This is a genomic window from Pandoraea bronchicola (assembly GCF_902459805.1).
Lineage (GTDB): Bacteria > Pseudomonadota > Gammaproteobacteria > Burkholderiales > Burkholderiaceae > Pandoraea > Pandoraea bronchicola.
This window is the reverse complement of sequence record NZ_CABPST010000004.1, coordinates 61,511-77,506: the sequence shown is the minus strand read 5'-3', so window position 1 is coordinate 77,506 and position 15,996 is coordinate 61,511. Positions and strand designations below refer to the sequence as shown.

Sequence of the window (15,996 nt, the reverse complement as noted above, 5' to 3'; positions counted from 1 at the left end):
CGACCGCTCGTGCCTCGACCAATCGTACTTTTGCCGCTACCTTCTCGCAGGCTAAGAGGGCCGCGGCCTCGGGGGCCAGCAGTCCGAGTTGTTACCCCTCACTAGGTGCGTGCGAGAGGCGATACGTGGAGAAAGGTCACACGTCCTGCCGAATGAGCCTCGGCGGCCACAACTATCGACGAAACATCGTTTCGCACGTACTAATGCGTTAAGACGCTAAGGTTTGCTACATTAAAGACCGGAAGTCGCCGTGGCACACACTGCCTTTCACAGCAGCGTACCCGTTTCAAAGTCAAACGGGCGAAGCTGTTGGCGCTAATCACTACTTGCATCCCACTCAGCTAGCACCATCAGTTGAACGCGTTGCACCGACAAGGTCTTGCATCCGTTTTCGCTCGGCTTTCGATGCGCGTCCCCACATGAGAACAATCTCGGCGAGACCGTCGTCTTCGCAATAAAAGTACGCTGTCGGGACACTAAGTGCTGCAGCAATTTTGACTGCGATGCTGAACGGCGGTTCGTGAACCCCGGTTTCGTAGCGACTAATTCGTGCGCTTGCAGTACCTTCATCAAGTCCGATGCGAACTCCGAGCAAATCCTGTGGAATGTCTTTCCGCCGTCGTGCTTCTCTGAGCCGACGTCCGAAGATGGTCGCGGGTTGCTGGGTAGTCATCCTACGATACTCGTAGAATTGCCTTGCTCAATCTCTACGTAATTCGTAGAATTTGCCGTAACTCACCGCCGCTTTTACCGAGCTGTTTGGACGTTCGCTCAACTGCGGACGTACTGCGACGACTGCTGATGCGTCCTGTGCAGCGACGAAATTGCCGCGCCGCAGCGCGAAAGCGTTCTGCGAGAGCGGAACGTCGCTGAATTTGAAGAGCTGACTTGGAGATGATGCTAATGAGATTGGTTGTCGCGGCGCTGGCCCCAGTATTGCTTCTGCAAGCATGTACGACTGTCTCGTCAGGCGAGCGACAGACAGCGACGCAAGCGCTAAGTGAGACGTTGCAGGTGTATCCGGATAACAGGGTGGCGTACGTCTACCGGAGTGATGGCAATTCTCCGACACGAGTATGGACAACGGAGAATCGGGTCGTCGCACTGAAATTTCGAAACCGACTCATCAATGCGAAGGATATTGCTTCGATAAACGTGTTTACGCCAACGAATGAGCGGATGTTCAGAGCAGCGACGGTTCAGCTCAGCTCTGGCGAAAAGTTGACTGAGGTCTACCGTACCAAGGATGCCTATGTAATGGCGGGACCCCAATGGGCGGCGTGTACGTTAGAAAGGGTATGTGAGGACCTTGTTCGCGTCGGTGGAACCGGGGTGCCGGAACGTTTCTCAGGAACGGCTGACTTTGTTGCACACGTGAATGAGGATTACCTAGAGGAGGCGGTGGCATACAGAGGGTCGAAAGATGTCGCGAGCATTGTGCGGGACATGGTGCGGCCTCGGGGATTGAGTGGGGCACTTGCCAACTTCACGGTAACGTACAGCATGAAATTCGGACAGGTTCAGGACATTTCAGATATCGAGCCACTGGTTCAGAAGGCATCAAAGTTACGTGTCGGCACACCAACGTCATCGGCCCGTTGGAATCAGGAGCGTGAGGCGCAGGAAGCGTATCTGAGAAGGGCGATGCTGCGAGATGCGACCAACAAGCTACGTCAATATCCCTCGGTCGGAACCAAGACAAACTGTGGCCCAATCTTCGAAGTCCGTTTGCCTCAGGTAGGGGTGACAACAATCGAAGGCCCGAAATTCGTTGCCCTCGCAGACCTGTATGCACCAGGTGTCGCCTGTTATCTCGTCAACGGAAAATATGACGGGGCTCGCGTGAGGAAAGAGGTGGAGAACCGATAGTCACCGTGGCGTTCCACATCTGAAATCAGGCTGAATGCGTAAGTCAGCCAGTGCGGGTGTTCCAACTTGGAACAGCGAATCGAAATCTCGGTACGTGGTTTGTCTCGAAGCCGCCGACCGGACAAATTCAATTGGGGAGTGCTATGGGACGCCTAGGAGACGCGGTAACGATTCTTATGAATGCGCATCCGTGCACGTGTGACCTCGCGCAGCCTGACCAGGAGGTGATTAAGGACGTTCTGGACGAGTTGCCCCTCCTGGAGTTGATACGTCAGCTTTCGGTGACAGGGCTGGAGCCGGCCATCATGGCGCGAGCCAAAGCTCTAGGTGCTTCGCTATTTGTTCGTGATGGGAATGCCATATGTCGGATAGGAAGCATTTGTGCCTCCGGCTCAACCTATGAAGATGCGGCACTTCGCGCGATGCTGAGAGTGCATCTGAGGACGACTGCAAGCGTGGATGGAGGGGGGAATGAGTAATGACGCGATTCCAGAAGACTTCCCTCGCGATTCAACGATTTCCACCATGCCCGGCTATCAACCCAAGATTGGCGTCCGCCGCGTTGAGGGCAAGTACGTCGCGGGGTATACAGAGGACGAACTCCGCGAGCGATATGATGAGTGCGTGCGCCTCTCTGGGCAATTGGCGTCCTTCTGCAGAAGGAAGATGGCTGAGAAAAAATGGGGGCTTGACGAGGCTATCAATCGCGTCGAGTCTTCGGTGCGAGCGAAAGTGAGCACGGGGGAGTGGGAGTTGAGCAACCAGGAGTGCGAGTGGATGCTTGAGAAAATGCGTAAGCGGCTCGCTGACGAATCCGCAACTGAATAAGGCTGGGCTTCGCTTGAGGAGGTACGTATGCCTCGTTCGAGTCATCGCTCGAAGAACCTTGTTGCACTTCTCTACAAACCGCCGCCTGGGCCGCGACAGGTGCTTGCGATGTCGAGAGCGGATGCTGAGCGGTTACCCGCCATCCCAACTGTCGCGGTAATTTCCATTACGGCGCCAGAGCGCCCGACAGCAAAGCTCAGCGACTTCAGGAACGTCTTGCGATTGAGTTTTTCCGATGTGGACCACCTCAACCCAGCCATATCAACCCGTGCACGAGAGAAGCTGGCGAGCGCGTTCACGCTTCGGCAGGCCGAAGAGATACGTGCCTTTGTGGAAAGTCTTCCGACTTCGATTGAATCCATTGTCGTGCATTGCGAGGGAGGCTATTCCCGCTCCTGTGCAGTAGCTCTTGGACTGCATCGCCTATATGGCTACCAAGTCGACATTGAAGCGATGACGCATGCGAACCCGTCGGTCGTGCGGCTCATAACAACGCTACATACCGGCATGTAACAGTCCCCCGGGCGGTCGGTAGTTCGGATGCCCCTCTGTCCTCTCTCCCCTAGCCGCCGCCCAGAAGAAACGAGCGTGATTTCCGTACACCTCGGAGGTCTGGTTGGCAATATCGAAGGCATTGGCTAGCACCAGCGAGAGCAGGTGCGTGACAATCGCGAGGGTGTCTTGATATAGCTCTTCGATTTGCTCGTCGGTGGCCTGCTTATGCTCAACTCTGGCTGGCTCGACCTGCCTGTGCGCGAGACGTTCGTGTCTGATAGACCTGAGGTCCGCCAGTACTGAGGCGCACTCGCCGTTCTGCATGTACTTTCGTGTAAGCGCCAGTACCTTATCCCGTTTGGGCGACAGCGCGTCGCGTATCAAGCCCTCGGGGTCAGGGCGAACTCGAACGTGTTCGGCGCGTTCACGCACGAGCGCGTCGAAGCATCGCTCGTCGCGCAGAATCTCCGAAATCGCGGTCAATCTCACAGCCTGCTTGTTTGTATCCCAAACACGTGGGACCGCTAGCAGGAGCTCGCGCCTTAGCGCCATGCGCACGATTTGGAACGTATGAGTCGCGCACGAGGTTCCCATTCGTGCCTGAAGGTCGATGTCGTAGGCCGTCGGTTTCCAACTCTCGTGAAGCATGACAGCGAGAACCGCCTCATCTTCTGCTGCTCGCACGAGCGCCTTCAATCTTTCAATGGCTGACGCCACATTCTCGTCTGTCATCATCAAGCATCCTCAGAGGATGAAGCCTCCCCAGCCGTCCCCGATGCAAATGGTGTGGAAGCAGTAGGGCTGTAATTGCAAGTACCAAACTGTCCAAGATTACTTTCAGCTCGGTCCTTGAAATTCAATAGCACGCCAAGGGTCACAAAGGCATTGCTCACCGATACGCATTAACGTGACAACTGCCACTGCAGTTGGCGTCTAGCTGTGGATATGACATCAATGAACGTTGCGACGGCCACATCCGGCTCCAAGTTCGTTGTCGGGAAATCGGGGCCGCGTTTTCCGCCCATAATGAGCACGTCAATTGGCTTGGTCAGCACCTTCGCGAGGTCGTGCCTGTAATCTGTACCCTGGTTGTAGTCGTCGCGGTTTAGTACGTGGGATGGGCGCTTGAATTCAATTAATAGGTATCTACCGGACATGTCCTCACTGAGAAGCAAGTCTGGCCGTCGGTTCGCTCTTTCTCCGGAAAACTTCCCTCCGATGAATTCTTCGATTTGCTTTTGTAGCGTCCGATTCGAACTGAACATCGAGTATTCCGGACCTAGCACCCAGAGGCTTCGCTCAATCGCTTTGTGCATTTGAGCTTCTTTTGTCTCTTGGGCATTTGAGAGCTGTTCCAGTTCGTCAAGAAAGGCCTCGCGTGCCCGTGCTTGGTCGACGAGGTACGCCAAATCCACTAGGGCGAATTCGTCCAGCGCGTCCGCAAGCGCAGAAACGTCTTTGGCTCGCGCGTCCGCAAGGTGTTGTACTACTGCGCCGTACTCTGTGCGCTCAAGCGCTTCAAGCAAAACGAAGATAAATGGTTCGACCTTGGATGGTGGCTCTTGGTAGTAGCGGTCAAGAACTCTCTTGATAGCGCGTTCTGCGAATTCACGCCGGTTTTCCGGTAGGGCAGCAACGCGCTGTCGAATCTCGCGCTTCAATTTGGCGTGAGCCGACTGCATTTCCTGCCCGTGTTTCTCCTTAAACGCGTCGTACAGTAGCGGACGAATCAACTCGGCCACGCGCTCAAGGAGGGTGCTGTTCTCTATGAGACTGTCCCAACCCGCTGTCACGTGGTCACGGAGTCCATCTGCGTCCACTTCTCCGTACAGACATTTGAGGAGTTTGGGGGGGAAGTCGTCCTGACCGTCTAGGCCAAAGAACGAAGGTTTCCCGATAGACTTACCGTCGACCCGAATAACAATACCGGGAGCGCGAACTCCGGACTTTTTGTCGGAAATCGCAAATCTAAGGTTCACCGCACCGACGTCGGGAACATCCAGTGTACGTTGTCGAAACAGGCCTTGGACATCGTCAACGCCAAGGTCCTTGCCGTTAATTTCGATACGGAACTCTTCTTCGCGACCATATTCTTGGAGAAGTACCTGCCTGAGTTTCTGTGGGGTTGGAAAGTAAAGAGTCTGATGCAATGCGCTCAACGTAATTCGGGTACCGTGAACGTTCTCATTACAGGGCTCGGTCTCGAGGACAATTGGTAACTGTTCGATGTCTTCAACGGTCGCTAAATCCTCTGTCCGGAGTAAGAAACTTGTCTTTACTCCGCGAGCGTACGTTTCGAGCCGCATTACAGAAGCAGCCATGAGGCCGGAGAACTTTCCGATGCCCTTGCGGCCCTTCACCAGTCTGTCCTTCCCTTTGGTTCTGTCCCCGCTTCGAACGCGCCGGTCTGCGGCGATACTCAAATAGTGAGCTTCGAGCTCCGCTGTTGTCATCCCAGTTCCGGTGTCGGAAATGATGATAGGGTCATCGCTCATTGGCTCAGGCAATGAGACAGAAACGCTCTCGGCATCCGCATCCCATGCGTTGTCAACGAGTTCTCTTAGCGCGTTCTCCGTGGATGAATACTCTTGCCCTAAAAGGCTGGCAATTCGCGAGTTCACCTGAAAGCGAGCGGAATTTCTCTTCATTTTCTTTTACCCGGATTATTGAGCGACAGTATGTTGGAGCGGTTACGATGAGTGGCCCTTGAGCTTGGCTAGTAGGTACGTGGAGACGGTGCCGGCTGTCTCAATGGCGGCCTTCGCCTCAGCGTCTGTTAGCGACGTAACCCATGGACGTCCATGGCCGGTGCCTTCCCGATTTCTTAGCTTATTTACGGCAACTGCTGACTGAAACAGGGCACGCTCTAGCGGCCGGGCCGCTGGCTCATCTTTCGAGAGCGGCGTTTCAGGAACTGCAAGATTGAGTGCGGCGAACGCTGAGCCCATCAAGATTTGGAAGTTGTCGCTCGTCGAGTAGTGACCGAATATCGTCTGAACAACGTGGGCGGCGACAGCTTCCAGCAAGTCTTTGCCTGTGCCCGTCACAAGAGCGGCATCCGCAGCCCCACGTTGGGCACGCTCCGCATAAATTTGGAGAGCCTTAGTTAGGTCCCGCCCCTTCAGGTTAGAAAGTACTAAAGGTAGGACCTGGCCGTCGCCAAGCAAACGAATACCGGACGATGCAAACGCGGCCTGAGCATTCGTTATCGCTTCGATGCCGACAAAATTGGGAGAGTCATGGCGAAACCCACCGCAGGCCCGAACCTTCGCCATCAGCAGGCCAATCAGCTTTGAGCCGTTGGCCGGGCATTCCTCTAATGCGGAGTGAAGGGTAGCTCGCACACGTTTAGCTTTGCCAACTGTTTGCCCCTGGGCCTTCGGGTCGAAATGGCTCAGGTTCGCCCGTGAAATATAGAAGTCAATCTCACTGTGCGATGGCTCCCTGCGCTCGCCGCCGCCTTTCGAATCATCAATCAATTGTGCGACTGCAGCGATAATCGAATCGTCAATCGGAAGGACTGGCTCCATAAGTACCCCGTATGGTCTTTAGATGCATTCCCTCGACGATTATGCCTCATGGTTTGTGGCTTGCTCGGCCGAGCGATTCGATGAATCAGTGACTGCTTCGCCATTTCGATTGTCGTTCATCGGTTGAAATGTACGTTAGGCACGGACCGATAGGTCGTCTAGGGATACTGAAAAATCGAAAATGCTCAACGTCGGTCTTGCTGCTACAATCCGGTCTATAAGCCGAGACGCCGGCTTGCCCGCCCACCTAGGCTAAATCGGAATCGATAGCGATTAGAAGTAGCAAAGTTAATCCAAGGCCTATCTCAAGGGCTACTGCGGATTTCTTGGGTGGGCGCATTGAAATCGGGTAGCCGCTAACGAGATTAGCCATGAAACCCACAATTTCTCTTGCTCAGCTCGAGCAACTCCGTCGCAACGCCAAACGGCTCGCTCGCGGCAAGTGCATCCCTTTACATGCGGCTCAGGCTCGAATTGCTGCTGATTGCGGCTATCGAAACTGGTCACAGCTCGTCCGTGGGGTCGACTCTGCTAAAGTCCCAACCAGAGTCCCTGCCGCGAGCCTGATAGACGCTCGTACGCGCCACTATCTGCACGGCGACCAAAGCGAGACGGATGCGGCGCAATATTTCTGTGTCATGTGTGACCAAATGGTCCCCGCCGAGCACTTCTTTGACGGGATGCATGACCGCGAGAAAAGCGTTGAGCGATACCTTCGTAGCGCCCTCAATTTCGAGACTTGGTCACCCGCCGAACTGCGTAATCTGCGTCGACCAGACAATCCGACGAATGTGCTGAGCGAAGACGTTGCGGCATACCATGAAGCACGAGTCGCGAAGGAAGCTTCGCGTAGTCCATTTAACAGATGGATTTTGCGCCAGATAAATCGTGATGAACCGATTGGTGATTTAGCGCGCGATGTTAAGTCCGATAGGGATTTTCCTGTCTCCGAGGCGTCTCTGGAGGAACTCATTGACTATCTGAGTTCGCAGGGAGCGGTGGACGGCGCTATTCGGGCTATGCGAGACGCTCATGCTGAGTTTCTCAAATGCGGGCCACAAGTGGGCTAAGTGAGTGATTCGGGGCTAGTGGCCGTCGCCCCAGCGCACGAAAAGCAGCAACTGATGCTGTGAAGTACGCGCTGGGGTAGGTATGACTGGAGTGAGTAACCACGCAACCGTTGTCGTATCCCTTTCTACCCCTATCCAGCTTTGATGGGCGTTGGTTTCGGTTCGCGCTCGTCGCTATCGTGCAATCGCATCCAGGAAGGAATCGCACATGGAGCCATGCACGGGGGCGGCAGCCATTACTCTTAGGTGGCGACAGTCGAGCGCCGAAACATCGTCGAAGACAAGGCGATTCTGCCCGTCGAACACGCCGTCAGCAGATGAGCCGTCGGAAAAATACGCCCGGCATCGCAGGCCAGCAACCGAGAACCCGTCGCGCGACTTGAACACAAGACGTCCGCGTTGGGTGGGAGCGGTCGGCGGTTGTCTGCGGCCGCTTGCGTCGTATCCTTGCTGCGTCAACTGCTCAACCGATAAGTCCAGGAACGTGTCTCGGCGCGACGCCAGCATTCTTGGAGGTGGTTCGCATTTGCAAACGCACAAGTCTCCCTCCAAGGCTTGCTGCTGACCTTTCTCGTTTGTCATGCTCAGCGTTGGCCCGGACCCAACAATTGCCCCTGTCGACTTGCATTCAGGGCAATAGACTTTTGCGCCGTGAAATGCCACGGGAATGCCGTCACACGTGAACGTCGGGTCTCCTTCTAGAACAGTGCCGCCGTTCGTAGATTGGTCCCCTTTAAGTAAGAAGTTACGGCGCATTCATATCTCCAGCTTGGCTCGAGTGACGTTCCTCGGCAACGGCCTTGGCCACGTCCTTCCAAATGGATGCAAACCATAGTCGGCACGCGAAATCGCCAATCAGGCAACGCATATGGAAGAACGGGCTCAAAGCACGACGCTGGATTCGCGCTGTCACATCTTCGATTACCCCATCTGAATCAAACTCGGTCCATACCAATGGCGCAGGGGAGAGCGTTTGAGGTCCGAGAACGGGCGCCACCTCGTAAAAGAATGCTCGCCGGATGTCCTCGTCGGTCATTGGCTGGCAATGCTTTACCAACTGAAACGCGACCCTTCGGACATCCACCACGTTGTCAACGAAAAGGTCTGAAAGCGTAATCCAGCAGTTTCTGCGTGCCGAGTCGGTCATTTGATTCTCCAACCTCGAAAATGCCGCAATTCTTCTTGGTAAAGGTCGTTGACCTTCTCCGCGACTGTTCCGCCCGCCATTCCACCCACGAGAATCAAAACGAACGCACAAATCGGAGCCCCTGGGCCGCAAACGGGGGACACGAGCGCACTACCCGCAACGCCCCCCATCAATGACCCTCCCAAAATTGAGCCTTGACGGTTAATTTCCTGAACTTTGTCTTTCGCATTGAAAATTTCCGTCAATACCAAAATAGTGGTCAGCGCGGTAAAGACTTTTCCCGCTGCGGCCAAACGTACTGCCCGAGTACTGAACTTGGCGCTGTCCTTTCCTGCCGCATCGATGATGGCGTAGTAGACCCGGCTGCGCTGTTCTTGTGTCAGTTGTTGGAAGACACTGGGCCGCTTGCCGTCTGCAATCGACTGCACGTAATCGTTCAACGCTTCTGGCGACATTCGCGCCTTAGCACCTGGGTCGGCAATCATGACACTGTACTTTTCAAGCAAGAATGATTTTGACCTGCCTTCCCGCTTGTACGTTTCGATGATGGCCTTTGTGCCAGCCGACGTCGCGGCACGCGTCTCCATCATTATTTGGTTGCGCATCGTCTGCGCAAAAACCACTCCCTCTGCCACGCCCACGCGGCCCGCCGCAACCTCAGCGCGCACTAATTTTGGAATCTCGCCAATTTGACGCATGTACTCTGCGCGAGCTTGTGCGTCTTGGATGAAGTCGATGGCAATCTTTTGAGCTGTCGCCACAAACTGCGAAAGCGCTGTGTCAAGGATGCCCGGAACCTCATGCTCCTTGTTCACTTCGAACGGGCCCGCGAAGGAAATGGCGCTGTCGTCCCGAGACGCTTGAGCTGCACTTGCTGTAGACATCCGATTATTCCTGGGAAGCTAAGGTTTGAATGAACGCGTCGCACAGAACGCTACTGGGGCCCGAATCTGGGAACCCAAATTCGATTTGTCGGCAGCTTGAACCGGCCGGATTCTCGATGTGAAGGCGGTTGTCTGCGTCAATCGTTCCAGTGCTTGTCAATCCATTGTTGAAATGTGCAATACACCGAAGCCCTGCTAGGGAATGGTCGTCGACCAACCGGAATGAGATGAACCTATCGCCGGATTCGGATACCGGTAAGGGGTTACCAAAATGGTCGTAGCCTAGAGCCGAGAGTTCCTTGGCATCAAAACTTATGCACGCCGCTCGCTGTGAGGCAATCAAACGAGGGGGCGGGTCGCATTCACAGCGACATAGGTCGCCATCCAGCGCTACAAGCTTGCCGAGGAATTGAGCTCGACGAGAAGGGCCGGCACCAACAATGAACCCGGTGGTTTTGCAGGCGGGGCAATAAACTTTGCTTCCGAGTGTCGAGAACGGAGTGGTCTGATTACGTGCCCGCGGCTCGCCCTCAATGACAACGCCATTGCGAGTTGTTTTGTCGCCGACCATGATGAAATAGCGTTTCATGTCGTCTCCGCCGGCAACAGCGCGGAGGCGGGGAGGAACATCCACTTCTCGTCAAAAGGGTTGAAGAACGCGACTTGATTGCTTTCAGTCTTTGGGGGCAGCAAACGGCGCATCGACCGAGCGGCGGCACGCACCGATTGCTCGAGTTGAAATGTGGACCACACGCGGAGCAAATCGAACGTTTCGCGATAACTCGGGAGACCTGAGGCCGAGAACAGCTTGGATACAACCAGGCTCGTCTCCTCGTCCATCGAGTACTCGATTCGAGGCGTTTCGCCAGGGCAAAAGTGTTGCACTTCTATCATCCCCATGCCGGCAGGACGCCCTTCCGCGTGAGAAATGATTTGGCCGTTCTTAGCTGCGTATCCCAACTGGATGTGCATCACCAAACGCCCGAAATCCGCAACGAACTCGGAGGGGTCAAAGCGGGAGGATGGCAGTACCTGATATTCAATATCCTGACTGCTTGACCACCAGGCACTAATTGCAGCGTCCACAGGCGTCAGGTACGCGTCGATGCACTTACCAAACGGTGCGGTTGAGCATCGCACTACGACTCGGTCCTGACATTCTTCCGTCGGCGTGTTGCAGACTGCGAGATAGAGCTCCGGGTCTTGCGAGAGGAAGCGTTTAGTATCTTTGACATCGAGAGCTTGTTGGCTTTCCATTGGACGCCGCCGGCAGGAATAAACCTTCGATTTTTTGCTTGCCCCTTCTCAAGGTCAACGAGATAAATCCCATTTTTTGTTGAGCCTGCTCCCAAACGTCGTCTGCTGGCCTTCGAAACATCGAAATGCCGAACCAAGGAGCCTTGTTATTTCAGCTACCTAGTAGCTTCGGTGGAGGAGAAACTTGGTAGGCGAAGGTTTGTCGGCAACTAGGCGGGACGACAGTAAATGCTGCGACGGTGCTGCGCTTCAAGTCGCGCCATGGTGACCTGCGGGCTCCGATTCTCTCTTGCGAGGGGAAGTGCGGGCCTCAGTGCCGCTCACCCTGGCTGCCGCGCCGCAGGCAAAATCCACGACGTCGACTATCTCGTGCCGTGCCGGAGTGGAGTTGTGCTTTGGTGAGCGAGATGCCGCGCAACTGTTCGGGCGTTGTTGCGCGGGGCTATTGATTAATAAAAAAACACATCAGATAAATAACCTTGACCGCATTCAGGCGCAGGGCCGCATCGTCGAAAACAGGTCTCAATTCACTGGGATTCTTGCCTGTGCCCAAAATCGAGGCGTTGCCAATTTGACGTGCGGCCGTTACCAATTTGACGCGACCCCCGTTACCAATTTGACGTACTGACCGAAGAGGTTTGCGGGCGGTCGGCTACGGAGCGGAGGGGGCGGCTGATGCAAAATTTTTCTTTCGATGTCTCAGTTACAGACCAGCCGATGCGTCGAAGTTCTCCGAGGGAATCGCGCACCGCCTTCCTGCGCTTTCGTAGTGTCGTGCCGGTTTGGGCATCCGGGTACGCATACAAAATGAGCGTGTCCAGTGTTACGTGGCGCGCAGTGCCTTGGTTTATCCAGTGGAGGCGGTTGTGGAGCAGGAGCGCAACCTCCTTCTTCAGCAGACGCACCTCACTCATGTTGATTCGCAAATACCCTCGCCTTGCGAGGACGGCCGCTGAGAGTAGCGGACTTAGCGACATGACGAGCTCGCCAGTGTGTTGGTCCAACACATAATTGCCGACCAGATGACACGAGCCCTGCTGGTTCTCGCGTTTCAGAACAACGGAGACATTTGACAGGCGTTGGAGTGAGGCTCGAATCTTTTGGTAAGCACTTCCGCCTTGGTCGAATCCTGACGAACGGGCCAGTGCCGCAAGGTTGAAGCGCGCACCAAGCACTCGCTCGGTCATTTGGGTGCCCGCTAGCATCAGCGACGCCTTATGGGTCCGGCCATCACGAAGAAGAGGGCGAACGCTCGCCAGTTCAGACGTGACAATCGAAACTACGCCCTGCAAGACTCGTAGGTCGACAGCGTCGAGGGGTTCAAAGCCGATGCACCTGACTGACACCTCGCCAAGTTGGTGTGAAACGTCGTGCTTGGTGGCGCGCCGCTCACCGGGCGCCAAACTTCGGAATAGCCCGGGAATGTGCACAATCGCATGCGCGAGCTTCGCGTACGTCGGAGCATGCTTGCTCATGCGGCATCTCCGCTGGCGAGGGATGCGAGCAGGCGGTCGATATCGCTACGGCGCCACGCAGCGATGCGGGGGCCGAGTTTCACTTGGGCCGGGAAGCGGCCAGACTTGATGCCTTCGTACCATGTCGCACGCGACACGGGGATGATGGCGAGTACTTCGGGCAGGCGAAGCAGCGAGTCTGCAGTGTTCATCACGCATTTCCATTTCCCCAAGGGAGCAAATCCGGAAATGTGTCCTCAATATCTCAATATGCCTCGTTCGACGAAGTGGGTGGCTCCATCGAGGTCCGGTGACGTACTTTTACGTCTGATGTCGTATAGCGAGATTGGAGGGGGATGATTGGGGGAATTTCGATGACATTTATCTATCGATTTATAGAATTCGATAGGGATTCGGCTTGAGCTTTTCACTCGCGTCGAAAATGCCAACTATCCTCTCAGCGATTTCAATCCCCGGCGATTCTGTGTACGGTTCTGTACACAGTAAAAATCTCGCGAGCTAATAGTCTTGAGCTGGAAATTACTTCGTGCTCCAGAACTACTTGAAAATGCTGAGGGAATTTCTTGTGGTGCCCAGGGCCGGAATCGAACCGGCACGCCTTGCGGCGGGGGATTTTGAGTCCCCTGCGTCTACCAATTTCACCACCTGGGCAGGTGTGCGTTCACCGAGCGGTGTCGCAGCGTGATTCGTTCGAGGAACCTGAGGGCTCACCGGACGAAGGCGAGATTATGACCGAAATTTCTCTCGGCCACAAGCCCGCCCCGCCAGGATTCAGTGAACTTGCTGTTGCCCCTCCAGAACGCGTAGCAACGACGAGGTATCGTCACGGCCCCAACCGTTCTCCATCAATGCGGACAACTGCCCCTTCACCAGCGTCAGCGCGGGCAGCGATAGCCCTGCGTCAGCCACGGCGTCCAGGATCATCGTGAAATCCTTGTCGTGCAGACGGGCTTCGATCCCGGCTGAAAAATCCCGATGTGCCATCTTGGGACCCATCATGTCGAGCATCCGGCTGCCCGCCAGACCGTTCGAAATCGCCTCGATGACCTTGTCCTGATCCACGCCATTGCGCGCCGCGAACAGCATCGCCTCGGCAATGCCCTGAATATTGATCACCTGAACGATCTGGTTGCAAGCCTTTGCCACCTGACCCGCCCCAACGTCACCCACATGCGTGATCGTCGTGCCCAGCACCGACAACAGCGGCTTGACCTTCTCGAAGACGTCGCGTGGCGCGCCGACCATGATCGACAGCGACGCATCGGCCGCACGTGACGGACCGCCGGACACGGGCGCATCCACGAGCTGAATCTCGTGGCGCGCCAGACGCGCCGCCATGCGCCGCGTCGCCTCCGCCGAAATCGTGCTGTGATCAATGCAGACGGTGCCCGGGCTCGCCCCATGAACCACGCCCTGCGCGCCGAGCAGCACCTCTTCCACATCCTGCGTGGTCGTGACGTTGGTCACGACGAAGTCAGCCTCCGCTGCCGCTTGCGCGGGCGTCTCGAACGCCTTCGCCCCCTGTTCGACGAACGGCGCGGCGGCCTCGGGCCGGCGCGCATACACGTGCAACCGATGCCCCGCCGCCATCAAATGACGAACCATCTGGCCGCCCATGGCGCCCAGCCCAATAAACGCTACGGTGTATGTCGTCATGCCGCGATCAGTCCGAAACGTAGACGAACTTGCCGTTCTTGATCTGGCCCATCACCCCCGCGCGCTGATCCAGCCCAACGTGATCCTGCGGGCTCAGATTCATGATGCCGTTCGGGATCGCGAGATTGTGTGTGGACTCAAGCGCGTCGCGAAGCGCTGTCCGGAATGCGGGCGTGCCCGGTGCCGCCACCTTTGCAGCGCGTGGCACGGCGTTGTTGAGCAGATCCCACACGCCATAGGCGTCGGCGGCGAACTGCGTGACAGTGTCGGCACCGTACTTGGCCTCGTACTTCTTCGTGAAGGCCAACGCGGCCGTGCGCGCAGGATGCCCGGCCGGCAATGTCTTGGCGACCACACCCGGCTGCGTCGGGAACAGCGTGCCTTCCACGTCCTTGCCGCCCACACGAACGAAGTCGTAGGTGGCAATGCCGTGCGTCTGATAGATCTTCCCGGTATAGCCACGCTCCTGCAGCGTGCGCTGCGGCAGCGCGGCAGGGGTGCCCGACCCGGCAACCAGAATGGCGTCCGGTTTGCTCGACATCAGCTTCAAGACCTGCCCCGTGACACTCGTGTCCGTCCGGTTGAAGCGCTCCTGCGCCACGATCTTCAGCTTGCGCAGTTCGGCAAACTTCGAGAACTCCTTCCACCAGCTCTCGCCGTACGCATCAGCGAAGCCGATAAAACCCACCGTCTTGATACCGTGGTTCGCCATGTAGCGCGTCATCACGTCGGCCATCGCCGAATCGTTTGCCGCCATCTTGAACGCCCAGCGGCGCTTGGCATCCTGCGGCTCCACGGCCACGGCCGAGCCGATCAACGTGATCATCGGCGTTTCCGCCTCGGAAATCGGATCGAGCATGGCCAACGCGCTCGGCGTGATGTTCGGGCCAACGATGACGTCAACCTTGTTCTCGCTGATGAGCTTGCGCGCGTTCTTCACGGCCGTGCCGGGGTCGGAGCCGTCGTCGAGAAAGACGTAATGCGCTTTCTGACCGCCGATCTGGTCAGGCCAAAGTTGCATGGCGTTCTTGCTGGCGATGCCGATGGCGGCCGCCGGGCCGGTCGACGACAGATCGATGCCGACAGTGATGTCGGCACGCGCCGCTGTCACTACGCCGGTCAGGGTCAGGGCAAGCAGCACGCCCGTCAGACGGATGCCACGAAGAGGTGAGCGCATGGGGTCTCCTTTTGGTCGAATCGCGTAAGCATACCGCACAGGTTGCGTTCGGCCAGCTAAGAAAAATAGTGCCCCGGCTCACGGCATCAGGGGGTTCGGCTCGAGCGGTGGGAGGAGGGGATTTCCCGATTCGGGCGTGGCAGTCTCCGGTCGGGAACACGTCGGCATTGGCCCCTGTCTTTGCCAGCGCACCACCGCAGAGCATGCGCGGTCAGCGGGCATCCCGCGACCGGGGCTCGCGGTCGCGCACCCCCCGTAAATCCGATGGAGTTTTTGAAGTATGACGTTCTTTTCCCGAATCCCTGTCTCATCCCAACTCGTGCGTTTGAGTGAGACCGTGGCAGCCCGCTGCAGCCAGGGCGCACGAAACGAACAAGGCCGAGTCACGATGGGTTCGTTCCGACACCTGTTCAAAGCCATCAGGAATCTCGATTTGCGCTCGTTCTCGGCATCCGATAACACGCCGGAAACGCAATTTCGATACGCCTATATATGTTCGACGCTCCATGACCTCAGGACGACACACCTTCACCATCCGCGAAAGCTCGCCAAGGTCGAGAAAGTCCAGCAGGCATTCAACGAGGTGATGTGTGGAGATCCGGGCAAGC

The 15,996-nt window shown here is 56.5% G+C and carries 18 protein-coding genes and 1 tRNA gene; 4 read left to right on the top strand and 15 right to left on the bottom strand.

What is annotated here, in order from left to right; genetic code table 11:
- Positions 1–337 precede the first annotated feature (337 nt).
- Both PBR20603_RS10435 and PBR20603_RS10430 read right to left on the bottom strand, forming a co-directional pair.
- Complete coding sequence (locus PBR20603_RS10435) at positions 338–673, bottom strand: helix-turn-helix domain-containing protein (protein WP_150559461.1); 336 nt, start codon at positions 671–673, stop codon at positions 338–340.
- A 27-nt stretch (positions 674–700) separates the two neighbouring features.
- A complete protein-coding gene (locus tag PBR20603_RS10430) occupies positions 701–952 on the bottom strand; it encodes a hypothetical protein (protein WP_150559460.1) in 252 nt (83 codons plus the stop codon).
- A gap of 80 nt (positions 953–1,032) precedes the next feature.
- Between PBR20603_RS10430 and PBR20603_RS10425 the strand changes: the two genes are divergently transcribed.
- The 3 genes from PBR20603_RS10425 to PBR20603_RS10415 all read left to right on the top strand — a co-directional run bounded on the left by PBR20603_RS10425 (position 1,033) and on the right by PBR20603_RS10415 (position 3,210).
- A complete protein-coding gene (locus PBR20603_RS10425) occupies positions 1,033–1,869 on the top strand; it encodes a hypothetical protein (protein ID WP_150559459.1) in 837 nt (278 codons plus the stop codon).
- A 471-nt stretch (positions 1,870–2,340) separates the two neighbouring features.
- Complete coding sequence (locus PBR20603_RS10420; RefSeq protein WP_150559458.1) at positions 2,341–2,697, top strand: hypothetical protein; 357 nt, start codon at positions 2,341–2,343, stop codon at positions 2,695–2,697.
- Between the two features lie 27 nt (positions 2,698–2,724).
- Positions 2,725–3,210 (top strand): protein-tyrosine phosphatase family protein, encoded by a 486-nt coding sequence (locus PBR20603_RS10415; RefSeq protein ID WP_150559457.1) that lies wholly within the window; start codon positions 2,725–2,727, stop codon positions 3,208–3,210.
- Here the strand turns inward: PBR20603_RS10415 and PBR20603_RS10410 are convergent.
- From PBR20603_RS10410 to PBR20603_RS10400, 3 genes are all read right to left on the bottom strand, one after another.
- Complete coding sequence (locus PBR20603_RS10410; protein ID WP_246174532.1) at positions 3,193–3,927, bottom strand: AbiU2 domain-containing protein; 735 nt, start codon at positions 3,925–3,927, stop codon at positions 3,193–3,195. The two genes, PBR20603_RS10415 and PBR20603_RS10410, sit on opposite strands and share 18 nt — an antisense overlap.
- Positions 3,928–4,094: 167 nt before the next feature.
- On the bottom strand, positions 4,095–5,840 hold the full coding sequence (locus PBR20603_RS10405) for an ATP-binding protein (RefSeq protein WP_150559456.1): 1,746 nt from the start codon (positions 5,838–5,840) through the stop codon (positions 4,095–4,097).
- 42 nt (positions 5,841–5,882) lie between these two features.
- The gene (locus PBR20603_RS10400; RefSeq protein WP_150559455.1) at positions 5,883–6,722 is read right to left on the bottom strand and encodes an abortive infection family protein; all 840 of its coding nucleotides are present in this window, start codon (positions 6,720–6,722) and stop codon (positions 5,883–5,885) included.
- A gap of 371 nt (positions 6,723–7,093) precedes the next feature.
- On the opposite strand from PBR20603_RS10400, the gene PBR20603_RS10395 reads away from it, so the two are divergent.
- Entirely contained in the window at positions 7,094–7,792 is a 699-nt protein-coding gene (locus PBR20603_RS10395; protein ID WP_150559454.1) for a YozE family protein, read from the top strand.
- A gap of 174 nt (positions 7,793–7,966) precedes the next feature.
- Here PBR20603_RS10395 and PBR20603_RS24575 read toward each other — a convergent pair whose 3' ends face one another.
- The 10 genes from PBR20603_RS24575 to PBR20603_RS10345 form a co-directional block, all read right to left on the bottom strand.
- Positions 7,967–8,548 (bottom strand): PAAR domain-containing protein, encoded by a 582-nt coding sequence (locus tag PBR20603_RS24575; RefSeq protein ID WP_150559453.1) that lies wholly within the window; start codon positions 8,546–8,548, stop codon positions 7,967–7,969.
- A complete protein-coding gene (locus PBR20603_RS10385) occupies positions 8,538–8,939 on the bottom strand; it encodes a DUF7079 family protein (RefSeq protein ID WP_150559452.1) in 402 nt (133 codons plus the stop codon). The genes PBR20603_RS24575 and PBR20603_RS10385 overlap by 11 nt, the downstream gene beginning before the upstream one ends.
- Positions 8,936–9,823 carry a hypothetical protein gene (locus tag PBR20603_RS10380; RefSeq protein ID WP_150559451.1) on the bottom strand — a complete coding sequence of 296 codons (888 nt, stop codon included), beginning with the start codon at positions 9,821–9,823 and terminating at the stop codon, positions 8,936–8,938. Before PBR20603_RS10380 ends, PBR20603_RS10385 begins: the two co-directional genes overlap by 4 nt.
- 4 nt (positions 9,824–9,827) lie before the next feature.
- Positions 9,828–10,412: a PAAR domain-containing protein gene (locus PBR20603_RS10375; protein WP_150559450.1), complete on the bottom strand. Its 585-nt coding sequence runs from the start codon at positions 10,410–10,412 to the stop codon at positions 9,828–9,830.
- Positions 10,409–11,080 (bottom strand): hypothetical protein, encoded by a 672-nt coding sequence (locus tag PBR20603_RS10370; RefSeq protein ID WP_150559449.1) that lies wholly within the window; start codon positions 11,078–11,080, stop codon positions 10,409–10,411. Before PBR20603_RS10370 ends, PBR20603_RS10375 begins: the two co-directional genes overlap by 4 nt.
- 608 nt (positions 11,081–11,688) lie before the next feature.
- Positions 11,689–12,555, bottom strand: a complete 867-nt coding sequence (gene repC / locus PBR20603_RS10365) for a replication protein C, IncQ-type (RefSeq protein ID WP_150559448.1) — start codon at positions 12,553–12,555, stop codon at positions 11,689–11,691.
- Positions 12,552–12,746 carry a helix-turn-helix transcriptional regulator gene (locus PBR20603_RS10360; protein ID WP_150559447.1) on the bottom strand — a complete coding sequence of 65 codons (195 nt, stop codon included), beginning with the start codon at positions 12,744–12,746 and terminating at the stop codon, positions 12,552–12,554. Before PBR20603_RS10360 ends, repC begins: the two co-directional genes overlap by 4 nt.
- A 375-nt stretch (positions 12,747–13,121) precedes the next feature.
- Positions 13,122–13,206 (bottom strand) — tRNA-Leu (locus tag PBR20603_RS10355).
- 120 nt (positions 13,207–13,326) lie between these two features.
- Positions 13,327–14,211: an NAD(P)-dependent oxidoreductase gene (locus tag PBR20603_RS10350; protein ID WP_150559446.1), complete on the bottom strand. Its 885-nt coding sequence runs from the start codon at positions 14,209–14,211 to the stop codon at positions 13,327–13,329.
- A 7-nt stretch (positions 14,212–14,218) separates the two neighbouring features.
- Positions 14,219–15,388 carry an ABC transporter substrate-binding protein gene (locus PBR20603_RS10345; RefSeq protein ID WP_150559445.1) on the bottom strand — a complete coding sequence of 390 codons (1,170 nt, stop codon included), beginning with the start codon at positions 15,386–15,388 and terminating at the stop codon, positions 14,219–14,221.
- Positions 15,389–15,996 lie beyond the last annotated feature (608 nt).